Raw genomic sequence first — 21,577 nt, 5'->3', positions numbered from 1 at the left:
CGGTGCAAGAAACGGTGATGTTGTCATTTCCCCGAAGAAAGTTAATCTGCAACTTATTCGGGCAGTTAATGCTTGCTTTGAGGCAAAATTTACACCTATAATTGATTATAGACAAATATTTCTCATATGAATTTTATATGTCACGGCGGAATTAGTCGTATATAAAAAGCAATATCGGAAGCAAATTTGCATGCGCAGTCACTGGGTGTTGACAGGGCTGTCGGGGACAGGAACCACACCGTGTTGCACGCAGCCGGATACCGCTGGTGGCTGATCAGGCCGTTGGCGGATATTGGCGTTGCGCAGCGTTCATCTTGTCGTGCCGGGCAAAATCCTTATCAATAGTTTCATTTACGAAGAGCCGAAATGAATTTAGCAAAAATGAAGGTTGGTACACGCCTGGGCCTGGGGTTCGCCCTGGTACTGGTTCTGCTGGTGGCCGTGACGATACTCGGCATTGCGCGCATGGCGCAAATCCAGGAACGTCTTGATCACGTGATCAATGTCAACAACGTCGTCACCCGCCTGGTGATCGACATGCGCGGCAATGTCAGCGACCGCATCACCTCGCTGCGCATCCTGACCCTGATGACGGATGCCGGCGACATGGAACCGGAAATGGCGCGCATCAAGACGCAGACCAATACCTACCAGGAAACCCAGAAAAAACTCGAAGCCAAGTTCGCCATCGAATCGACGGCGGAAGAAAAGACCCTGCTCGCCTCGATCAAGGAATATGAAGCGGCCGCCATGCCGGCTATTGCCAAGGCGTCGGCGCTGTGGATGGCCAACGATGCCGAAGGCGCGACGCGCGTGATGATCAAGGAAATCCGCCCGGTGCAGAAAAAATGGATCGATGCGCTGGAACACCTGGCGGCACTCGAAGACCAGCTCAACGAACAAATGCAGGCCGACGCCCGCAAGGCCTTCGACAGCGCGCGCCTGTTCATGATCGTGCTCGGCATTCTGGCCGTGGCGCTGGGCGTGGCGGCGGCGCTGGTGATTACCCGCGGCCTGCTCAAGCAGCTCGGTGGCGAACCCGACTATACGGCGTCGATTGCCGGCAGCATCGCCAAGGGCGACCTGTCGATCGGCATCGAGACGCACAGCGCGGACAATTCCAGCCTGCTGGCGGAAATGAAGGAAATGCGCAACAGCCTGGTCGGCGTCGTCGGCCAGGTGCGGGTCGGCACGGAAACCATCGGCACGGCCTCGCATGAAATCGCCGACGGCATTGTCGACCTGTCCTCGCGCACCGAAATGCAGGCCAGCGCGCTGGAAAAAACCGCCTCCGCCATGGAAGAGCTGACCTCGACCGTGAAACAGAACGCCGACAATGCGCGTGAAGCCAACAAGCTGGCCGCCACCGCCTCGGATGTCGCCGTCAAGGGCGGCTCGGTGGTCTCGCAAGTGGTCGATACCATGAGCTCGATCAACGAATCGGCCAAGAAGATTGTCGACATCATCGGCGTGATCGATGGCATCGCCTTCCAGACCAATATCCTGGCCCTGAATGCCGCAGTGGAAGCGGCGCGTGCCGGCGAGCAGGGCCGCGGCTTTGCCGTGGTCGCCTCGGAAGTACGCAACCTGGCCCAGCGTTCGGCGGGCGCCGCCAAGGAAATCAAGATCCTGATCGACGATTCGGCCGAGAAGACCGAGCGCGGCACGCGCCTGGTCGGCCAGGCCGGCGTGACGATGGGCGAGGTGGTTGACAGCGTGCGCCGCGTCACCGACATCATGAGCGAGATCGCCAGCGCCAGCGCCGAACAGAGCGCGGGCATCGAGCAGGTCAACCTGTCGATCATCGAAATGGACGGCATGACGCAGCAAAATGCGGCGCTGGTCGAACAGGCTGCCGCTGCGGCGCAAAGCCTGCAGGACCAGGCGGCCGAACTGTCGCACGTGGTCAGCATCTTCAAGCTGGTCGAGGGCGAACAGCGCCTGGCGGCCCCGGCGCCGGCCGCGAAGGTGGCGGTGGCCGCCTTGGCCGCCGCTCGCAAGCCGGCCGCGCCTTTGCGCCCGGTCAAGTCGCTGGCACGCCAGGCTGAAACGGCAGCGCCTGCCGCGCCGAAGCCCAGCAAGCGCGCCGCCGCAGCCAGCACCAGCAATGACGAGTGGGAAGAGTTTTAAACGGTAGCAAGCAGTAGCAGCAGTGCCATGGTGGCAGTAGAGTCCCGGGCTGCGCGGCCAGTCGCGCAGCCGGTTTTACGATTTTGTTTAACGTTGTTGAAAAGTGTAACTATGAATAAGCGTAGTGTTATCGCAGCTTTGCTCCTCTCCGGCGTGAGCGCCGCCGTCCTGGCCAGCGAAGTGCCAGCGACCTTCGATGCAAAAAACTGCAAGGCGGACTATCCGAAAGCCTCGCTCGTCAATGAAGAGCAGGGCGATGTGGCGATGTCGTTCCTGGTCTCGGCCGACGGCAAGGTGGTCGATTCGAAAATCGACAAAAGCAGCGGCTTCAAGAATCTGGACAAGGCCGCCATCAAGGCCATTACCGCCTGCAAATTCAAGCCCGGTACCAAGGACGGCAGCGCGGCACAGACCTGGGCCAAGGTCGATTATTCCTGGAAGCTGTAATTACACTATTTGATCTTTATGGGGAAGCACATGTCTAAAAGTATGCGTCTTGTGAGTGTTGCAGCAGCATTGCTGTTTTCTGTCTCGTCCGCCAGCTTTGCGGCAGAAGTTCCCGCATCCTTCGATGCCAAGTCCTGCAAGGTCGATTATCCGAAAGCGTCGCTGATGAACGAGGAGCAGGGTACGGTATCGATGTCCTTCCTGGTCAACGCCGACGGCACGGTGGCCGATTCGAAAGTCGATAAAAGCAGCGGCTTCAAGAACCTCGACAAGGCGGCCATCAAGGGCTTGTCGGCATGCAAGTTCAAACCGGGTACCAAGGACGGCAGCGCGGCGCAGACCTGGGCCAAGGTCGACTACGCCTGGAAGCTGGACTGATCGCCGCCGGCCAGGCGTGCCCTGGCCGCGTCGATGTTGGTCACCCATGACGGGCGGCGCCGTGATTGCGGTGCCGCCCGTTTTTGTCAGGAAAGCCACGCTTGCACGCGCCTTATCTGTTACGCTCGGCACTATACTGCCGTGTCTATTTCATGCCCCGAGGCCATTATGCATTCCATATTGAAACTATCTCTTGCCGCTGCCACCGTTATTTCCCTGTCGGCCTGCGCCGGTTTCAGCACGCCGCCCGGACTGGAATCGGGGCAGACGGTGGCGCTCGTCAATAGCCTGAGCTGGGTCAATCCGATGAGCGGCAAGCGCGATGGCGTGCGCACCAGCTGGCCCATCAAGCATGGCAAGGTGGCCGCCGAGTATTTTCCGCTGGCGCAACTGAAGCGCTGCGAGGCACAGGACAAGCAGTGCGCCTGGGGCGTCATGCGCGCCCAGCGCAGCGCGCCGTCGTTTGCCTATGCCGACGGTGGCGTCAACATGACGTTTGCGCTGGCGATCGACGTGGCGCGGCGCCAGGAAGCGCGCCAGGGCGAGGTGCAGACGGCGATGGCGATTCCGAAAGACGTGGCGGCGCTGGCCGGCAAGCAGCAGGTGCAGCATGTGATCGGTTTGAAATATGGCAAGGTGGAGCAGATCGAACTTGATTTCGGCGTGCGCTACCAGGTCTGCGCGCAGCGCCATGACGCGTCCGGCAAGGCGCTCGACCAGTGCGACATTCCCTACATTTGACGATGCCAGCGCAGCCGCAGGCGCCGCTTGTGGCGGGCGCGCCACGTTTCATGTTGCGCTCTGCTTCGGGGTGTAACATTCGGTAAATCCGCGGCAAACGGTGACTATATTTCTTACACTACCAGCTTGCAAAAGGAGTGTCCGATGAAAACCTTGTTGGCAGTAATCTCGATGGCCGCGCTCGGTGGCTGCGCCGTGGCGCCGCCCGGCCCGGCCTACTATGGCACGCGTGCGCCGCAGGCGCCCTACAATCCCTACGAGTGGCATACGGTCTCGTCCGAGCCGGTGCAGACCGCGCGCGTGGTCAGCGCGCCGCGCGTGGAATATACGAATGAACCGGTGTATGTGCAGCAGCGGCCCGTCTACGTGCAGCAGCCGGTGTATGTGCCGGCGCCGGTGTATGCGCCGCAGCCGTATTATTACAATCCGCCCGTGTCGATCGGGCTGGACTTCATGTTCGGTTTCGGTCGTTCGGGCTACCGTGGTCCGCGTGGCGGCTGGGGTGGCTACGGCCGCTATCATGGCGGCCGCCGCTGGTAAGCCTGCCAGTGATCAGTGGAAGTACACGGCGCTCTGGTGCAGAACGTCCGCCGAGCACAGGAGGTACATCGCCGCGCCAGCCAGACTGATTTGGAAGGCACCAAAGCTGATAGGGATAAGGCGGGACATGATGGACTCCTGATGGTGGCGGGTTGAGCGCTTCTGCGCTAACGGTATGACGCCATCATAGGTTCGATTAGTTCCTACAGGAATCAGATGAATGTCCGCCATCCTGTAGGACAAATGCTTGCGAACTGAGCTATAGCTGGCTGACAGCCGGTTTCAGCGGTTTTTCCAGCGCACGACCGGTTCCTCCGGCGCCGTATCCGGCAGGTTCGACATGGCCAGCCATTGCGCCAGTCTTTCCGGCTGTTTCAGATTGATGCCCATGCCGTCGATGATGCCCACCTGCTCCAGGAAGCGCGCATCAAACTTGCCCTTCGACACCGTTGGCGCACCCATCACCATGCGGTCATACGCCTTGCGGGCCTTGTTTTCCCATTTGTGCAGGCTGCTTTCATCGAAGCGGTTCGATTCGAAATACACGGTCAGGGTACCATCGTGATTGCCGAACCCGACAATGCCGGCGCCCTTGCGGAAGGTAGTGCTGTTGTTGATGTCGAATTCATCGGTCGGCACGAAAACGCCGGCGCGCCCATCGATATCGGGACGGCCCACCGGGGTGTCCTTGCCGTAGGAACTGGTTTCAGTAATCGGTTTTTCTTCAGCCATGGTCGGTACTGATGGCAATCGCCATCCTGCTCAATAAGTGGGTCGGGTGATCAAGGCGCAGTGCTGGCCTTGGCGTAACAATGCGCACTTGGCATTATTTGACATAAGTAAAGTATTGTAGCCCTAATCTAATTCTATAGGGCAACGACCACGGACTTTCAGGCGAGACTCCCATGAAAAAAGCCACCCGGCATTGCTGCTGGGTGGCTTGCCAGGAAGCGCTGGGTGTCGCGCTCTGCCGTTTGCGTGAACTGATTAAAACGCCAGCCGCCCCTGCAGGTAGACCATGCGCGGCGCACCGACCATCTTGCCCAGGTTACCATCCGAGGTGCGCGTGAAATAACGCTTGTCGGCCAGGTTGTTGACGCCCGCCAGCAGTTCCAGGCCGGGCTGTCCCGGCACCTTCCACTTCATTTGCGTATTCCAGGTGCGGTAGCCGGGAATGGCGCCCAGGTCGCCGGCGCGGTTTTCCTGCAGCGTGTTGGCGTCGTCGGCGAACTGGCGCGTCTGATGCGTGCTCGACAGGTCGAAGCCCAGGACCCCGCGCTGGTAGTGCAGGCCCACCGTATCGGTATTGCGCGAGTAATACGGCACGTCATTGCCCGCATGCGCGCCTTCTTCCAGGGTCGCCTTGGTATAGGTATAGGTGGCATAGGCGTTCAGGCCACGCCAGGGGCCGGACGCGTCGAAGCGGTAGTCGAGCGCCGTTTCCAGGCCCTGGTGGTGGGTCGCGCCACGGTTGAAGAAGGTGGCGTTAATGCCGCTGCCCACCGACTGGATCTGGTTGTCGAACCTGATGTTGAACAAGGTGGCCTCGGCCGACAGGCTGGCGCTTTTCCAGCGGCTGCCCAGTTCCATGGTTTTCGCCAGTTCCGGCTGCAGCGGGTTCCTTGCCGATTGCGCGTTGAGCTGGGTGTTCTGCACGGCGCCAAACGAACTGTTGTAGTTGGCAAACAGCGTCACATTATTGCTCAGCAAATAGGCCACGTTCAGCGAGGGCAGGGCCTTGTTATTGAGCAACTCGATCTTCTCTTCCTGCGGCAAGTGGTTGATGCGCTGCGTCCTGATATGTTCGTAGCGCACGCCCGGCGTGATGCGCCAGGCGTTCACGGCGATCTTGTTGTCGATATAAATCGCTTGCGCATCGGTGCTGTTGTCGGCAAAGCGCGTCGGCGCCTGCTGCACGCCGGTCGCCACCACCACGTTGAAAATCGTCTCGTCGGCGCGCTCGCGCAGGTAGCGGTAGCCCACCGTCACATCGTGCGTCATGCCGCCGGTCTTGAAGCGCTGCGTGTAGCGCGGCTCGAACGCGGCCGTCTCGTAGTTGCGCGGCTGGTGGCCCAGGCCGGTGCCGGCCGCATTGATCAAGGTGCTCTGGCGCGAGCTTTCGTTGTAGTAGGCGCGCACTTCCAGTTCCTGGGTGGCGGACAGACTGTTCAGGTAGCCGACGTCCAGCGCCTTGCGCTCGCCGCTCCAGAAGTCGCTGCGGCGCGTATTCTGGAACGGGTCAAGCCGGTATTGCGCCTGGGTCAGGCCGCCCGGCGTGCGCGAGGTCACGTCGTAGTACGACAGCTTGCCGTAGACCTCGGCCGTGGGGCTGATGTCGTAGCGAAACTTGAGGGCGAAGTCGTTCAGCTTCTCATCGCTGGCGGCGCGCCAGTCGCTGCCCGTCATGCCCGAATACAGCACGGCCAGGCCCAGGCCGCTGTCCTGCTGGCTGCCGGCAAATGCGCTGTACTGCGTGTTGTGGCCGCCTTCGCCATAGCTGTTGTAACGCACGCTGGCGTCGGCCGTGACGCCGGCCGTGGTGGGAACGCGGCGCGTCTTGAAGTTGATGATGCCGCCCACGTTTTGCGGGCCGAAGCGCACCGCGCCGCCGCCGCGCACGACGTCCACGGTTTCCACATTGGCCAGGCTGACGGGCGCAAACGACAGCTGCGGCTGGCCGTAAGGCGCCACCGACATTGGTATGCCATCGAGCAGCACCGTGCTGCGCGGCGAGTAGCGTCCGGGCAAGCCGCGCACGCCGATATTGAGCGACACGGCGCTGCCCGAGCTGCCCGAGTTGTCGCTGATCTGCACACCGGGAATGCGGCGCATCACATCGCTGACGCTGGACGCGCCCGAGTTCTCGATCTCTTCCTTCTGCACCACGCTGCGCGCGCCGGCAAAGTTCTTGGTGCTGGCCGCCATGCTGGTGCCGAGCAGGTTGCTGCTGACCTGGATGGCTTCGAGCACCGGGCCGGCAGCGTCGGCCGAGCTGCCCTGCTGCGCCTGTACGCCGAGAGGAAGGCCCAGGCTGGCGAGGGTGATGGCCAGCGCGCACGGGCGCAAGGCAAACGGAAGAGGACGCGGCATGGTGCTAACTCCAGAAGGCAGGGGACTGGATGATAGTGATTCTCATTCTCTTCGTCAATGCGGCAGGCTGGCTTGTTGTGGCGGTGGTACGCGTCTTGCTGGCGCGGTAGGGGACTGGCGTGCGATGGGCAGGCGCTGCTTCTTGTATACTGCCGTTTTCGCCGACGCCAGAAAATACACCGACATGAGCCAAACAATCGAAAACCAGTCCACGGAACGCCGCCAGGGTGGCGACACGACAGCACCGCCGCGCAAGCTCAATTTGCTGGTGGTCGACGACAACCAGGAAGTGGGCGAATCGCTGGCCATGCTGCTGGAAACCTTTGGTCATAACGTGGTGGTGGTGCGCAACTGGCAAATGGCGGTCGAGCAAGTCAAGCAATGCGTGCCCGACGCCGTCTACCTCGACATCGAAATGCCCGGCATCAGCGGCATCGAAATCGGCCGCCGCCTGCGCAACAATCCCGACACGGCCAACGCCGTGCTGGTCGCAGTCACCGGCCACAGCCTGCCGATGTACATGGACGACGCGCTGACGGTGGGCTTCCGCCATTTCCTCGTCAAGCCGGTGCGCATGGAAGACCTGGCGACGACGGTGCAGTCGGTGCTGGCGGGGTAAATAAACAAAGTGGAATGAAGTGAGCCGGCTGCGTGCCGGCTTTTTTGCATGTGCAAACGGTGTGTGAAAAACCGGCGCGAAAATAGAAAAAGCCCGGTTCGAAAACCGGGCTCATCTTTATTCTGTGGGGTGGCTGATGGGGAACCATCACCCCATTTCTTCAACTACGCAAAAATGCGGGTCTCAGACCAAAAGTTTCAGTTTTAATAGCATGCAAAAAATCATCATAAGTTTCCTATTGGCGATTATTTAAGAAGTAGTCAAACGTTAAAACTTGGCATAGCAGATACGTTTTGGTAGCATTGAGTGTTGCCGCGAGACAATGACAGGAGATTTCTTATCGGCAATGTTTTGGGTGAATGCCATTCGCGCCGAAGTTGAGCCAGTACCCGGCCATTGTCATGTACGAAACCGGCCCTGAACTCGATAGGAGTTTGCCCCGATTCCGCTTATCTCAAAGAAGCATAAACAAGCTGCCATTCTAGAGTGGCCGCCGCGTACGAGGTTCTCGGGAGCCCAATACGGGTTTGCATTCTGCGAAACTTATTTTAAGAAATACAGAAAACCGTCATGAAGACCTCCCACGCCATTCTGAAATACATTGCCGCGCTGACCCTGACCGCCAGTGTTGCTGGCTGCTCATCTACACCAGTCTCGAAAGCGATTACGAAGGCTTATAACCTCGGACAAGAACTGCCGGCTGACATGGTAAAAACCAATCAGGCCGCTATGGTTGGCTTCGATGAGACCTGGGTTGGCAACTATGGCGTAGCGGCACGCAACTCGCTGTATGGTCAAGGTGTCGAAAAAGACACTCCGGAGTACAAGCTGCGCGCCGCCCGAGTCAACCTGGCAATTTCGGGACCGGGCGTGCTCTGGGTCTCGGAGGGCGGTTTGCTTTACACCGGCGGTGCATACGTGCCGGACCAACTGCCTCAGCTGCGCGCTGGCGATATCGTTGAAGTCCGCCAGACTGGCACATGGGACACGATGAAGGATTTCTCCAAGACCGGTGAAGGTAACATCGTCGTCCGCATCATCTGCCGTAAGAGTGACCCAGCCTATGAAAAGTGCTTCGAGGATGCACCTCGAATCAATAAGACGAAAGGGGTTGGCCGAACCAATACGCCATATCCCGCCAGCGTTCGCGACTACGGCTTCACCTTCACTCCGATGTTCGACCACAAGGGTCAGGCCCTGCGCCCCTACCCTCAAGAAGATACTTCGGCTGCGCAATAAGACTTGCCATATCGCTTACGTTGAATAGGACGGCCAGCGCTGGCAGCGACCCACGCCAGCAGCCCCACGGCGGCCATGCCGCCATCATGACCGCTGGCGGGATCGGCGCGGCCGTCACCGTCTCGCATGGACGGCCCTCTGCGACAGCCCGCTGGCACGCCACTGTGCCACCCGTTCCTCCCACACCTTCTGCCGATCCTTGTTTGGCACCGTTACCTCCCGTAGTGATCGAGAGGATAGTTTGGCGATGCCGATCAGGAATTCATGGATGGGACGGCTGGACGCTTGCGAAGCAAGGTATTTGGAAACCAGTACGCGCACCCGCGCCCGCGAGCATATCAGCGCCCGGTAAGTTCGGCATTACGGAAGAACTGCATGGCTGCACGTTGGAAAATTAGAAAAACCGTTGGAAAATGCAAAAAAAGGTTACAAGCCGAAGCATGTAACCCTTTGATTTTCCTACAATTCTGTGGGGTGGCTGATGGGGCTCGAACCCACGACAACAGGAATCACAATCCTGGACTCTACCAACTGAGCTACAGCCACCACTGTCTTACTGCTTGTTCAACGCGTGTTTTGCTGAACAGGTGCCGAATTATACAAAGAACTCGGCGAAGTGGCAAATCTAAATGCAGTCTTTTTTAATTATTCGAAAGATTGCCTGAAAACGCCGTGTTTGCCTCAGATCGACAGTTGCGCCACCGGCGGATGCCAGCCGAGCAAACCGGCGAACGCCGTGTTCAAGGCTTCGACGCCGGCGGTGGTATAACCGTGCAGTTGCGGCGCGAGGTTGGAATCGCGGCGCAGGCCGGCGGCGTCGAGCAGGCGGGCCAGCTGGCGCGCCACGGCGTCGCCGGTGTCGATCAGGGTCACCGGCAGCTGCGTATGCGCGCGTACCGTGCGGGCGATGGCGTCCTGCACGAAAGGGTAGTGGGTGCAACCGAGCACCAGGGTGTCGACGCCTTGCGCCAGCAGCGGCGCGATATAGCGTTCCAGCATGGCGCTGGTGGCGTCGCCCGGCTCGTTGCCCATGGCGCACTGCTCGATGCGTTCGACCAGGCCGATGCAGGGCTGCAAGATAAAGGTGGCGCCGGTGGCGGCGCCGACCTGCTCGCGCAGGGCCAGCAGCTTGGCGCCACGCAAGGTACGCTCGGTGGCCAGCACGCCGATCTTGCCGTTGTGGCTGGCGGCGGCCGCCGGTTTCAGGCCGGGCTCCACGCCGACGATGGGCAGCTCGGGGTAGCGCGCGCGCAGCGCCTTGATGGCGGCAATCGTCGCCGTGTTGCAGGCCACCACCAGCGCCTTGACGCCTTGCCGCACCAGCCAGGCGGCCACGGCCAGCGAGCGGTCGATCACCTGCTGTTCCGTCTTGTCGCCATACGGCGCATAGCCGGAGTCGGCCACGTAGATCAGGTCTTCGTGCGGCAGTTGCGCGCGGATATGGCGCAGCACCGACAGGCCGCCGACGCCGGAGTCGAACACGCCGATGGCGGCGTCGCGTAAAGTAAAAGTCATGGTAAGCCGGAGCCAATGAAAATGAAAAACGCCGCGCAAGCTGTGTGCCGCGCGGCGTTCATGGTAGTGCCTGTTTAAGCAACCGTCACAGGAATCTTGCTGACGCTGTTGAGTTGCTCGATTTTGGCCTGCCATTCCTTCGGCCCGGTGTTGTGCACCGAAGTGCCTTTCGCGTCCACCGCCACCGTCACCGGCATGTCGACCACGTCGAATTCATAGATCGCTTCCATGCCCATGTCGGCAAAGCCCAGCACTTTCGCGCCCTTGATGGCTTTCGACACCAGGTAGGCTGAACCGCCGACCGCCATCAGGTAGGCCGACTGGTGTTTCTGGATCGATTCGATGGCAACCGGGCCGCGCTCGGCCTTGCCGATCATGGCGATCAGGCCGGTTTTTTCCAGCATCATGTCGGTGAACTTGTCCATGCGGGTAGCCGTCGTCGGGCCGGCCGGGCCCACCACTTCGTCGCGCACCGGATCGACCGGGCCAACGTAGTAGATGACGCGGTTCTTGAAGTCCACCGGCAACTCTTCGCCCTTGGCCAGCATGTCCTGGATGCGCTTGTGCGCGGCGTCGCGGCCGGTCAGCATCTTGCCGTTCAGCAGCAAGGTCTGGCCTGGCGTCCACGAAGCGACTTCTTCTTTTGTGAGCGTGTTGAGGTCGACGCGCTTCGATTTTTCGGTGTCCGGCGCCCACGATACATCAGGCCAGGTCGACAGCGGCGGCGGCGTCATGTAGGCCGGGCCCGAGCCGTCCAGCACGAAATGGCCGTGGCGGGTGGCGGCGCAGTTCGGGATCATGGCGACCGGTTTCGAGGCGGCATGCGTCGGGTAGGTCATGATTTTCACGTCCAGCACGGTGGTCAGGCCGCCCAGGCCCTGCGCGCCGATGCCCAGCGAGTTGATCTTGTCGCACAGTTCGATACGCAGTTCTTCCAGCTTGTTCTGTGGGCCGCGCTGTTTCAGCTCGAACATGTCGATGTCTTCCATCAACACTTCTTTTGCCATCAGCATGGCTTTTTCGGCCGTGCCGCCGATGCCGATGCCCAGCATGCCAGGCGGGCACCAGCCGGCGCCCATGGTCGGCACGGTCTTCATGACCCAGTCCACCAGCGAGTCGGACGGGTTCATCATGATCATCTTCGACTTGTTTTCCGAGCCGCCACCCTTGGCCGCGACCTTGACGTCAACGGTATTGCCTTCGACCAGTTCCATGTGCACCACGGCTGGCGTGTTGTCCTTGGTGTTCTTGCGGTCGAAATGCGGGTCGGCCACGATGGACGCGCGCAGCTTGTTGTCGTCGAAGTTGTACGCGCGGCGCACGCCTTCGTTGACGGCGTCGGTAACGGTACCGCTGAAACCTTCAAAGCGCACGCCCATGCCGATTTTCAGGAAGACGTTGACGATACCCGTGTCCTGGCAGATAGGACGCTTGCCTTCCGCGCACATGCGCGAGTTGGTCAGGATTTGCGCGATCGCGTCTTTCGCGGCCGGGCTCTGCTCGGCCTCGTAGGCGCGCGCCAGGTGCTCGATGTAATCGGCAGGGTGGTAGTAGCTAATGTACTGCAACGCTGCGGCGACGGATTCGATCAGGTCTTCTTGCTTTATGACAGTCATGGTGTTCTCGCGAGATATAAGAAGGATGAAACTGGTTGCTGCATGAACTTAGTGCGGTGGACGCGCCTGGTTCTGCGTCACGGTCATGATGCGGTCGGTGTAGGCGATCGCCATGGCGGAGACGATGAAGACCATATGGATCACCGTTTGCGCGATGATCACGTCCATCTTGTAGGAACTGGCGTTGATGAAGGTCTTCAACAGGTGGATCGACGAGATGCCGATAATGGCCATGGCCAGCTTGGTTTTCAGCACCGAGGCATTCACGTGCGACAGCCATTCCGGCTGGTCCGGATGGTCGTCCAGGTGCATGCGCGAGACGAACGTTTCGTAGCCGCCGATAATCACCATGATCAGCAGGTTCGAGATCATCACCACGTCGATCAGGCCCAGCACCACCAGCATGATGGTCGCTTCATTGAGCTTGGTCGGCAGCGGGTTGCCCGGTACGGCGACGGCGGTGAGAATATGCTGCAGGGCCGCATCATTGCCGAACACGGCGCCGATCAGGTCGGACAATTCCACCCAGAAATGAAATACATACACGCATTGAGCAAGGATCAGGCCCAGGTACAGCGGCAATTGCAGCCAGCGTGACATGAAGATAAAAGCGGACAAGGGGTGCAGCTTGGTATGTGTAGGCTTGGTTGAGTGGTCGATCATGAGGAGAGGTCCCGGGATTAATGCTTTTTTCAGCATGCCCGACATTTTACACTTGCTGATAGTCACTGCGCATGTCCCCATGTCGAGTTCTTGGTCTTGATGAAACACAAGCAAGCCCAAGATAAACAGACAGTCGGGGCTTTTCGGGCCACTATATGGGGCGTCACATGCTTGACGCTCATCAATGCGGGCGAGTATGGTAAAGACAGGAACATGAAAAAAACCAGGCTGTAAGGCGTCCGTAAGACGCCGGGAATATGGTATTGGCAAACAATTACTACACTGGAGATCAGCATGGCCGCTACAGAAAACCAAGGCACGCAGCAGCAGGGACCGGAAGAGTCCCGCATTTTTGATCCTTCGCCGCAATTCGCCGCGCAGGCCACCATTTCCGGCATGGACGCCTACCAGGCCATGGTGGCGGACGCCGAGCGCGACTACGAAGGCTTCTGGGCCAGGCTGGCGCGTGAAAACCTGAGCTGGAAAAAGCCGTTTACCCGCACCCTCAACGAAGACAACGCGCCGTTCTACAAATGGTTCGAAGACGGCCAGCTGAATGTCTCGTACAACTGCCTCGACCGCAACATTGAAAATGGCTTGGGCGACAAGACCGCCATCATTTTCGAAGCCGACGACGGCACCGTCACCAAAGCCACGTATAGCCAACTGCACGAAAAAGTCTGCAAGTTCGCCAACGGCCTGAAAGCCAAGGGCATCGCCAAGGGCGACCGCGTAATCATCTATATGTCGATGTCGGTCGAAGGCGTGGCCGCCATGCAGGCGTGCGCGCGCATTGGCGCCACCCACTCGGTGGTATTCGGCGGCTTCTCGGCCAAGTCTTTGCAGGAACGCATTATCGACGCCGGCGCCGTGGCCGTGATCACTGGCGACGAACAACTGCGCGGCGGCAAGAAGCTGCCATTGAAATCCATCGTCGACGAAGCGCTGGCGCTGGGCGGCTGCGAATCCGTCAAGAATGTGATTGTCTACAAGCGTACCGGCAGCGATTTGCCGATGGTGGACGGCCGCGACACCTGGCTGCATGACCTGGTCGACGGCCAGAGCGGGGAGTGCGAGCCGGAATGGGTCGATGCCGAGCATCCATTGTTTATTCTGTACACGTCCGGCTCGACCGGCACCCCGAAAGGTGTGCAGCATTCCAGTGGCGGCTACCTGCTGTGGGCGGCGCTGACCATGAAGTGGAGCTTCGACATCAAGCCCGACGACGTGTTCTGGTGCACCGCCGACATCGGCTGGGTAACGGGCCACAGCTACATCGCCTATGGCCCGATGGCCGTTGGCGCCACGCAAGTGGTGTTCGAAGGCATCCCGACCTACCCGAACGCGGGCCGCTTCTGGGAAACCATCAAGAAGCACAACGTCAGCATCTTCTACACGGCGCCCACGGCGATCCGTTCGCTGATCAAGGCGGCCGACGTGGACCCGAAAGTGCATCCGCAACATTATGATTTGAGCAGCCTGCGCCTGCTGGGCACGGTAGGCGAGCCGATCAACCCTGAAGCGTGGATGTGGTACTACAAAAACATCGGCGGCGAAAAATGCCCGATCGTCGACACCTTCTGGCAAACCGAAACCGGCGGCCACATGATCACGCCGCTGCCGGGCGCGACGCCGATGGTGCCGGGTTCCTGCACCCTGCCACTGCCAGGCATCATGGCCGCCATCGTCGACGAAGCGGGCCAGGACGTGCCGAACGGGCAGGGCGGTATTCTGGTCGTAAAACGCCCATGGCCATCGATGATCCGCACCATCTGGAACAACCCCGACCGTTTCAAGTCGAGCTACTTCCCGGAAGAGCTGGGCGGCAAGATGTACCTGGCCGGCGACGGCGCGATCCGCAACAAGGACACCGGTTACTTCACCATCACCGGCCGCATCGATGACGTGCTGAACGTTTCCGGCCACCGCATGGGCACGATGGAAATCGAATCGGCCCTGGTCGCCAACCCGCTGGTCGCCGAAGCGGCGGTGGTGGGCCGCCCGGACGACACCACGGGTGAGTCGATCTGCGCCTTCGTGGTGCTCAAGCAAGCGCGCCCGACCGGCGAGGAAGCGAAAAAGCTGGCGCTGGAGCTGCGCAACTGGGTCGGCAAGGAAATCGGCCCGATCGCGAAACCGAAAGAAATCCGTTTCGGCGACAACCTGCCCAAAACCCGCTCCGGCAAAATCATGCGCCGCCTGCTGCGCGTGCTGGCCAAGGGCGAGACGATCACGCAGGACGTCTCCACCCTGGAAAACCCGGCCATCCTGGATCAGCTGAAAGAGGCGTCGTAAGAGCGGCGAGTCACTTTTACTGCCAGGGGTAAATATCTTTGGCAGTTTGGTGATTCCTTGCTATAATCTGCGGCTTCGCGACAAGCGGAGCCAGTAGCAATGCAAGTAGTACGCCAGCATTGCATGCAGGAGAGATGGCTGAGCGGCTGAAGGCGCACGCCTGGAAAGCGTGTATAGGGTAATACTCTATCGGGGGTTCGAATCCCCCTCTCTCCGCCAAAGATACAAATTGGCCAGTTCAAGGAAGTCCAAGAACGTCCACAAAAAACCGTTTTAGCCCGTGCTAAAGCGGTTTTTTTGTATTCTGGCGTCCAGTACTGTCCAGCTGCAGCCAAATTTTTTGGGTGTTTGTTTGGGATCAATCCCTAGTTCACACTGGGGACCATTCCCCGGTTAGTCGCCTATAGTGGTTTCTGACGCTTACGCAGAGGAGACCATCATGCCCAAGCTCATTCCACCCCTTACCGAACTCCAGGTCAAGAACGCCAAACCCCGGCCCAAACCGTACAAGATGTTCGATGGTGGCGGCCTGTACGTTGAAGTGATGCCCAGCGGCTCGCGAATCTGGCGCTGGAAATTCCGTCATGCAGACGGCAAGGAAAACGCGCTGACGTTTGGCCCGTATCCGGAAATTTCAATGCAGGATGCGCGAGAAAAGCGCCTGGAGGCGCGCCGCTTGCAGCTGCAGGGGATCGACCCTGCCAAGCATCGCGATGACGCCAAGCGGCTTGCCGCCGAAAAGGCCGCCAATACCTTCGAGAAGGTGGCACGCGAGTGGTACGCAAACAAGGTGCCAACCTGGAGCGAGCGCACTTCCAAGAACATGCTGCAGCGCCTGGAGGCCGATATCTTTCCAAAGATTGGCAGCAGACCAATCGCGGAAATCAAGCACCGCGAACTGATTGTCATGCTGCGCAAGATCGAGGAGCGCGGCGCCACCGAGATCGCGCATCGCCTGAAGGCCGTCTGCTCGCAGATATTCAGCTACGCCATCCAGTGCGGGCTGGCCGACCGCAACCTGATGGCGGACATGAAAGACGTCCTCAAGACCAAGCGCGCGTCGCATTACGCCGCCATCAGTGCTGATGAATTGCCGACCTTCTTGGACATACTGTCGCGCAACGAGGCGCGCATGTTCGAGCCGACGCGCATCGCGCTACGCCTGATGCTGCTGATCTTCGTGCGCACCAGCGAACTGATAGAAACGCCATGGAGCGAAGTCGATCTGGAGAAGGGCGAGTGGATCATTCCCTGGCAGCGCATGAAGCGCGGCAAGCTGACCGTCAATCCCGACATGACCAATCACCATGTCTGCCTTTCGCGCCAGGCGCTGGCCTTGCTGCGCCAGCTGCACACCATTACGGGCCATGGTATTTATCTGTTTCCAAACCAGCGCGACCACGACAAGCCTCTGAGCAACAACACGCTGCTGGTGGCGCTGGCCCGCATGGGGTACAAGGGCCGCATGACCGGCCACGGCTTCCGCGCACTGGCCATGAGCACCATCAAGGAGCGCCTGGGCTACCGCCATGAAGTGGTGGACCGCCAACTGGCGCATGCGCCGAAGGACAAGGTCGCCAGCGCCTACGACCGCGCCCAATTCCTGACGGAGCGCCGCAAGATGATGCAGGAGTGGGCCGACTACCTGGAAGCGGTAGAGCGCGGTGATACGCCGCAGCCAGGCCATCATGGATCGCTGGAGCTAGTCTGGCCAGCGCCGCATCGTTAAGGGAGGCCGCCATGGCAAAACTGATTGCTTGTCTTACCGAACAACAAGTGGCCGAGGCGGAGCCTCGAAGCAAGTCTCACAAATTGTTCGATGGTTCAGGGCTGTATCTTCAAGTCATGCCAACCGGAACAAAGGTGTGGCGGATGAAATTTCGTCAGCTAAATAACAAGGAACAGACGTTGACTTTCGGCCACTACCCGGAAGTTTCTCTGGCGCTTGCGCGGAGCCGCCGCTCAGTTGCTCGCAAGATGCTTGAGGAGGGAAAGGACCCACGCCCAGAGTTCAAGGTCGTGCATACGTGCCCGCCAAAGCGGCTTCGGCAAAATCGCCCGTTGCCTCCTGCCATGAATGCCAGAAAAGTGGAGCGCTGCGCAACCCACATTGGTACGCAGGCGGTGGAGTGGATGTGGGCGCTGGTCTTCCCTGCACTGAGCCGCGTCTCCGCCGACGAAAGAGTGCGAAGCGACATGCTTGCCATGGTGGAGAAAATCCAGAAAGAGCGCGCCAACGAGGTGATTGAAATGCTGTATGGCTACTGCGCCGACATCATCTTCAGTTGCCTCGAATTTGGAATGGATGAAGATGCATTAATCGAAGCCATGACGGACGCCAGGGTGATGCAACGGCGCAGGTGAGCGTATCTATGCCGCAGGTATCCGGGTATTTTCCCGGCTTCATTCGGCTCGGGTTCCTTTGTTGCCGATGTGCCTGCTGCCCGAGGAATGCTCGATTGCTGAGGATGCCGTGCTTGCTGGCCTGCTCGCCTCGATACACGCTTGCATCCAACGTAGCACCTCGCTTCTGAGCCAGGCAGAGGAACGTCCCTGCAGCTTTATAGGGGCGGGGAAGGTGCCTTCCTTGATGCCCGCATAGACGCTGCTGCGCGACTTGCCGCAAGTCGCCAGCACTTCGCCCAGGCGGATAAAACGCTCTTCGCCCACGCGAGGTGCAACGCGGCGCTCTTTCAGGTATTTAGCTATTGCTGGTTTCATGGTGTCCCCCTCCTGAATCAAAAATGCCAGCGGCAACACCGAGGCGAATGGCACAGACTGCAGGCCTTGCCCTGCCACCAATTCGTCCATCGTTCGATCACGCTCGCAATCATTATTCCGAAAACACGAGTCCAGTATCGAATGCTGGAATCGCTGCCGCAACAGGAATCGACCTGCTATGCCAGCTGGATCAAGCCTGCCGCGCACTATGTGTGAGATCAAGCCTGTACACGGGAGCAGGTCTGTGGAAGCTTTAGCAGCTAAAAATTGGACAATCGACAGCGCATTCTTCATGCGATAGATGCATTGCCATCAACTGGATTTCATTGGCCTCTTTGCTGTACTGCCGCCACATGCGCATGCGACTGCTTGCATCCCGCGTCATCAATACCTTCCAGCAATCGTTCGACCCGCCTCCAGCGGTAGGTCTTTCTGTCCATGCAGAAAGGCGCAGTCATCGGAGGAGAAGCACGCTATTGCGGTGTAGTGCTCGCAGAGCAGACGATGAAAATTTGTTGCTGACATTGATCAAGGGTCGGCACAGATGCGTGTCAAATTTTCCCAGTTTGACGCTGTCTATTACCGCTGATCTACCGTGCTAGTTTCGGTAGACATTCCTGCTAAATCTGCTCTCTTCCCTGCAAAAAAATGGTTCGGTCGAAGTTGCGTCCGATGATTTTTGTGCTTCAGTCGCTGCGTGAACCGGGGCAGGATAGGTGAAGTTAGCTAACCTTCGGTTAGCTAACTTCACCACCTGCTTATTCGCACTTTGTGCTCAACGGTCATACGCGCCCGTCCCTGCTGTTGCAGGCGGCGTTTGGATTGCGGCGTGAGGAAAGCATCAAGATCAAGCCGGGATGGGCCGATGGCGGGAACATCCTGCGGTTGCAGGATAGCTGGGTCAAAGGTGGCAAGTACCGGGAGGTGCCGATTGCCACCATGCAGCAGCGCGCCGTACTTGATGCGGCCAAGGTGCTGGCGGGCAAAGGCAGCTTGATTCCGGCGCAGTTGCGGTATCGGGCCCAGTTGAACCGCTTTCGTGCGCAGTGCGACAAGGCGGGCATACATGGTGTGCATGGACTGCGTCATGAGTACGCGCAGCGCCGCTACGCGGAGTTGACTGGCCGACCTAGTCCTGCCAGTGGCGGGGCGCCGTCGAGGCAGCTGGATGCTTCGCAAAAACTCGCAGATCAAGCTGCGCGGCTGAAGATTTCGACGGAGATGGGACATGGACGTGAGCAGGTCACTTCCATCTATCTAGGCCGATGACCGTTCACTTGAATCAGGGGTGCAGCGCATGGAATAGAAGAGATGCAGAAGGGACAGCGCTGGAGCTGCCGGAATGATCGCGGAGAGTCGGCATGACTCTTCATTGTTTGCTGTTCATTAATCGAAGGAGAATCTTATGACCACGACTAAAAAATTCCTCCGCTTGCATGCGGTAGTCGAGGCTACCGGCTGGTCCCGTGCCACAATCTGGCGTAACGTGAAGGCAGGCGTATTGCCAGCGCCGATTCCCATTGGCCCCAAGTCAGTCGCCTAGGACGCTGAGGAAATCGCTCAATGGCAGCAGCGCTGTATAGATGCCAGCCGTAGGGGCGTGCGGACGAGGGAATGAGCAACGGCCGGATTGGTAGTAACTCGCAAGCTTGATCTGGAGGCTGGGTGTGGGTAGGAAGCGTGACGGAGATCGCACAGGGCAAGCTCTGTCCCCGCTAAATGACAGAACATGATACAGATTCCACAGTAATGGCGCGAAGTTGTTCGCCACTATATCTAGCCGGAATTGTTTTGCTGGCATACAATGCGAGGTTGTCGAACCGATCGAGGACACAATCTTGCTTGACCAACTTGTACAATGTGGTTTTGAGATTCGCCTCCTCTCGCATGCGGCTGCGATCTTGGAAAAAGACTTCCCTACGGTTCTGAATGAGCTTGAACAGAGTCTGGCCAACTTCGAAATTCCCATTACTGAGATTATTGGTTCCGGTGGCGGGGAGACTAAAGGCACTCAACGCTTGCGGCGTAGTCTGGCAGATTTTGGCTGGGTGAAGACGAATTTTGAGATCAAGAAGACCATCAACGGCAGAGTGCTTGAGTCGATTTCTCATGAGGTCGATCATGTCAGAACGTTTCCTGATGGTACTGTGGTAGCGCTTGAAATTGAATGGAACAATAAGGATCCGTTCTTTGACCGCGACCTCGAAAACTTCAAGCGCCTTCATGCTGAGGGGGCAATTAGCGTTGGAATTATTATTACCAGAGGGACAACTCTGCAAGATGATATGCGTGCTTTGGTTTCCAGGTTCACTCGAGAGCGAAATATTCGTTCCTATGAAGATTTGACCGCGATTGGACTAGACCCAACTACAAAACAGCGGGCCGCAGTCAACAAACGGGTTTCGCGAGTGAAAGACCCTCTAACTTTCGCTGAAGCTTGGATGCAGAACTTTGTGTCGAATAAATTCGGCGCAGCCCAAACGCACTGGAAGAAGTTAATGGATCGGGTTGATCGTGGTGTTGGCAACCCCTGCCCATTGCTACTAATCGGTATGCCTGCGTCGATCGTGACGTTCGATCGAAACGCAATCATCGAAGTTGTCGAAGACGAGCAAGATGAGCAAGACGATGAAACGGATGCGGTCGTGGCGGCCCCTTCGGCTGATCCTTTTGAGGAATTCATCTAGTATTGTGCCGGACGATGTAACTTCCCTCCTTACAAGGGCCGCGGGTATCGTCCTCTCCGTGTAGTTACCGTTGGCATGGCCACACATTGCGGTTGATATGCGTGTAGCTGTTTTGCGCTGCTCGCTTGCCATTTCTCCTTTGTGTTGACATGGCGCGATGCTACGCGCCAAATTCGGGCGACCGTGCGAGAAAACAACTCCTGCATGCCATCAGCACTGCAAGTTGCAGAGTGCCGCATTTTGCCAATAAATACCTAAGAGTGCCTGACAGAACCGTAGCGAGCGGCAGTGAGGCTCGGCGTCCCCGTTGGTCTGAGAAGCGCAGCTGTGCGAATGCACGGGGACGCCGAGTCAGTGAGTGCGTATTCCGGCGAACGTGACCAGCCATTCCGGCGAACGTGACCGCTGCGCAGCGGATGGCGTTACGCGGTCAAATTCTAATCCCTGCGGTCACGATGGGTCGATATTTTTCTCCTTTTTGGCTGTTTTAGGTCGCTGAGCACGCAGCGAGTCGCCGGTCAGCGTGAAGCGGTGGTTGCGCTGCATGACGCGGTCCAGGATGGCGTCGGCGATGGTGGCATCGCCGATCCATGCATGCCAGTGTTCGACCGGCAGTTGGCTGGTGATGATGGTGGCCTTGTTGCCGGCGCGGTCGTCGATGATCTCCAGCAGATCCGAGCGCGTCATGCTGTCGATGGTCCCCATGCCCCAGTCGTCGAGCACCAGGACGTCGGTCTTGGCCAGTTGCAGCAGCCATTTGCCGAAGGCACCGCTGCCGTGCCGGATGCGCAGTTCTTCCTGCAAGCGCGGTACACGCTGGTAGATCGCCGAGTATCCACGCCGGCAGGCGTACTGCGCCAGCGCGCAGGCCAGCCATGATTTGCCGGCGCCGGTGG

Annotated in this window: 20 protein-coding genes and 2 tRNA genes; 14 read left to right on the top strand and 8 right to left on the bottom strand. The window is 59.0% G+C overall.

Going from position 1 to position 21,577, the window contains the following annotated elements:
- Positions 1 to 366: 366 nt before the first annotated feature.
- The 5 genes from ASR47_RS08375 to ASR47_RS08355 all read left to right on the top strand — a co-directional run bounded on the left by ASR47_RS08375 (position 367) and on the right by ASR47_RS08355 (position 4,236).
- Entirely contained in the window at positions 367 to 2,130 is a 1,764-nt protein-coding gene (locus tag ASR47_RS08375) for a methyl-accepting chemotaxis protein (RefSeq protein WP_245714297.1), read from the top strand.
- A 111-nt stretch (positions 2,131 to 2,241) separates the two neighbouring features.
- Positions 2,242 to 2,577, top strand: a complete 336-nt coding sequence (locus ASR47_RS08370) for an energy transducer TonB (protein ID WP_065307315.1) — start codon at positions 2,242 to 2,244, stop codon at positions 2,575 to 2,577.
- A 42-nt stretch (positions 2,578 to 2,619) separates the two neighbouring features.
- Positions 2,620 to 2,955, top strand: coding sequence for an energy transducer TonB (locus tag ASR47_RS08365; RefSeq protein ID WP_150127728.1), 336 nt, complete (start codon positions 2,620 to 2,622; stop codon positions 2,953 to 2,955).
- A 180-nt stretch (positions 2,956 to 3,135) separates the two neighbouring features.
- The gene (locus ASR47_RS08360) at positions 3,136 to 3,696 is read left to right on the top strand and encodes a hypothetical protein (RefSeq protein ID WP_150127723.1); all 561 of its coding nucleotides are present in this window, start codon (positions 3,136 to 3,138) and stop codon (positions 3,694 to 3,696) included.
- 144 nt (positions 3,697 to 3,840) lie between these two features.
- A complete protein-coding gene (locus ASR47_RS08355; protein WP_065307313.1) occupies positions 3,841 to 4,236 on the top strand; it encodes a hypothetical protein in 396 nt (131 codons plus the stop codon).
- Between the two features lie 282 nt (positions 4,237 to 4,518).
- Here ASR47_RS08355 and ASR47_RS08350 read toward each other — a convergent pair whose 3' ends face one another.
- Both ASR47_RS08350 and ASR47_RS08345 read right to left on the bottom strand, forming a co-directional pair.
- Positions 4,519 to 4,968, bottom strand: coding sequence for a hypothetical protein (locus ASR47_RS08350; RefSeq protein WP_065307312.1), 450 nt, complete (start codon positions 4,966 to 4,968; stop codon positions 4,519 to 4,521).
- Between the two features lie 255 nt (positions 4,969 to 5,223).
- A complete protein-coding gene (locus tag ASR47_RS08345; protein ID WP_065307311.1) occupies positions 5,224 to 7,326 on the bottom strand; it encodes a TonB-dependent receptor family protein in 2,103 nt (700 codons plus the stop codon).
- Between the two features lie 184 nt (positions 7,327 to 7,510).
- Between ASR47_RS08345 and ASR47_RS08340 the strand changes: the two genes are divergently transcribed.
- Positions 7,511 to 7,945 (top strand): response regulator, encoded by a 435-nt coding sequence (locus ASR47_RS08340; RefSeq protein WP_171898915.1) that lies wholly within the window; start codon positions 7,511 to 7,513, stop codon positions 7,943 to 7,945.
- 570 nt (positions 7,946 to 8,515) lie between these two features.
- Complete coding sequence (locus ASR47_RS08335) at positions 8,516 to 9,184, top strand: hypothetical protein (RefSeq protein WP_065307309.1); 669 nt, start codon at positions 8,516 to 8,518, stop codon at positions 9,182 to 9,184.
- Positions 9,185 to 9,654: 470 nt separating this feature from the next.
- Here the strand turns inward: ASR47_RS08335 and ASR47_RS08330 are convergent.
- From ASR47_RS08330 to ASR47_RS08315, 4 genes are all read right to left on the bottom strand, one after another.
- Positions 9,655 to 9,730 (bottom strand) — tRNA-His (locus ASR47_RS08330).
- A gap of 135 nt (positions 9,731 to 9,865) precedes the next feature.
- Complete coding sequence (gene murI, locus ASR47_RS08325; RefSeq protein ID WP_065307308.1) at positions 9,866 to 10,699, bottom strand: glutamate racemase; 834 nt, start codon at positions 10,697 to 10,699, stop codon at positions 9,866 to 9,868.
- 74 nt (positions 10,700 to 10,773) lie between these two features.
- The gene (locus tag ASR47_RS08320) at positions 10,774 to 12,315 is read right to left on the bottom strand and encodes a fumarate hydratase (protein WP_065307307.1); all 1,542 of its coding nucleotides are present in this window, start codon (positions 12,313 to 12,315) and stop codon (positions 10,774 to 10,776) included.
- Between the two features lie 48 nt (positions 12,316 to 12,363).
- A complete protein-coding gene (locus ASR47_RS08315) occupies positions 12,364 to 12,978 on the bottom strand; it encodes a TIGR00645 family protein (RefSeq protein WP_065307306.1) in 615 nt (204 codons plus the stop codon).
- Positions 12,979 to 13,272: 294 nt separating this feature from the next.
- Here ASR47_RS08315 and acs point away from each other — a divergent pair, with 294 nt between their 5' ends.
- The 4 genes from acs to ASR47_RS08295 all read left to right on the top strand — a co-directional run bounded on the left by acs (position 13,273) and on the right by ASR47_RS08295 (position 17,637).
- Positions 13,273 to 15,273 carry an acetate--CoA ligase gene (gene acs, locus ASR47_RS08310; RefSeq protein ID WP_065307305.1) on the top strand — a complete coding sequence of 667 codons (2,001 nt, stop codon included), beginning with the start codon at positions 13,273 to 13,275 and terminating at the stop codon, positions 15,271 to 15,273.
- Between the two features lie 128 nt (positions 15,274 to 15,401).
- Positions 15,402 to 15,492 (top strand) — tRNA-Ser (locus ASR47_RS08305).
- Positions 15,493 to 15,712: 220 nt separating this feature from the next.
- A complete protein-coding gene (locus tag ASR47_RS08300; RefSeq protein WP_065307304.1) occupies positions 15,713 to 17,002 on the top strand; it encodes a tyrosine-type recombinase/integrase in 1,290 nt (429 codons plus the stop codon).
- Positions 17,003 to 17,013: 11 nt separating this feature from the next.
- Positions 17,014 to 17,637: an Arm DNA-binding domain-containing protein gene (locus ASR47_RS08295; protein WP_065307303.1), complete on the top strand. Its 624-nt coding sequence runs from the start codon at positions 17,014 to 17,016 to the stop codon at positions 17,635 to 17,637.
- 39 nt (positions 17,638 to 17,676) lie between these two features.
- Here the strand turns inward: ASR47_RS08295 and ASR47_RS27860 are convergent, their stop codons facing one another.
- Complete coding sequence (locus ASR47_RS27860; protein ID WP_245714296.1) at positions 17,677 to 18,288, bottom strand: helix-turn-helix transcriptional regulator; 612 nt, start codon at positions 18,286 to 18,288, stop codon at positions 17,677 to 17,679.
- Between the two features lie 477 nt (positions 18,289 to 18,765).
- On the opposite strand from ASR47_RS27860, the gene ASR47_RS08285 reads away from it, so the two are divergent.
- From ASR47_RS08285 to ASR47_RS08280, 3 genes are all read left to right on the top strand, one after another.
- Positions 18,766 to 19,263: an integrase domain-containing protein gene (locus tag ASR47_RS08285; RefSeq protein WP_217270545.1), complete on the top strand. Its 498-nt coding sequence runs from the start codon at positions 18,766 to 18,768 to the stop codon at positions 19,261 to 19,263.
- A gap of 136 nt (positions 19,264 to 19,399) precedes the next feature.
- Positions 19,400 to 19,537 (top strand): helix-turn-helix transcriptional regulator, encoded by a 138-nt coding sequence (locus ASR47_RS28335; RefSeq protein WP_082988815.1) that lies wholly within the window; start codon positions 19,400 to 19,402, stop codon positions 19,535 to 19,537.
- A gap of 295 nt (positions 19,538 to 19,832) precedes the next feature.
- Positions 19,833 to 20,681, top strand: a complete 849-nt coding sequence (locus ASR47_RS08280) for a BglII/BstYI family type II restriction endonuclease (RefSeq protein ID WP_065307426.1) — start codon at positions 19,833 to 19,835, stop codon at positions 20,679 to 20,681.
- 450 nt (positions 20,682 to 21,131) lie between these two features.
- Here the strand turns inward: ASR47_RS08280 and ASR47_RS08275 are convergent.
- Positions 21,132 to 21,577, bottom strand: a 446-nt coding sequence (locus ASR47_RS08275; protein WP_171898855.1) for an ATP-binding protein, incomplete at its 5' end; no start/stop codon positions are given.

This window comes from Janthinobacterium psychrotolerans (assembly GCF_001677885.1).
Classification (GTDB): domain Bacteria; phylum Pseudomonadota; class Gammaproteobacteria; order Burkholderiales; family Burkholderiaceae_D; genus Janthinobacterium; species Janthinobacterium psychrotolerans.
Note: the sequence above shows the minus strand (reverse complement) of the source record. Positions and strands in the feature narration are given on the sequence as shown.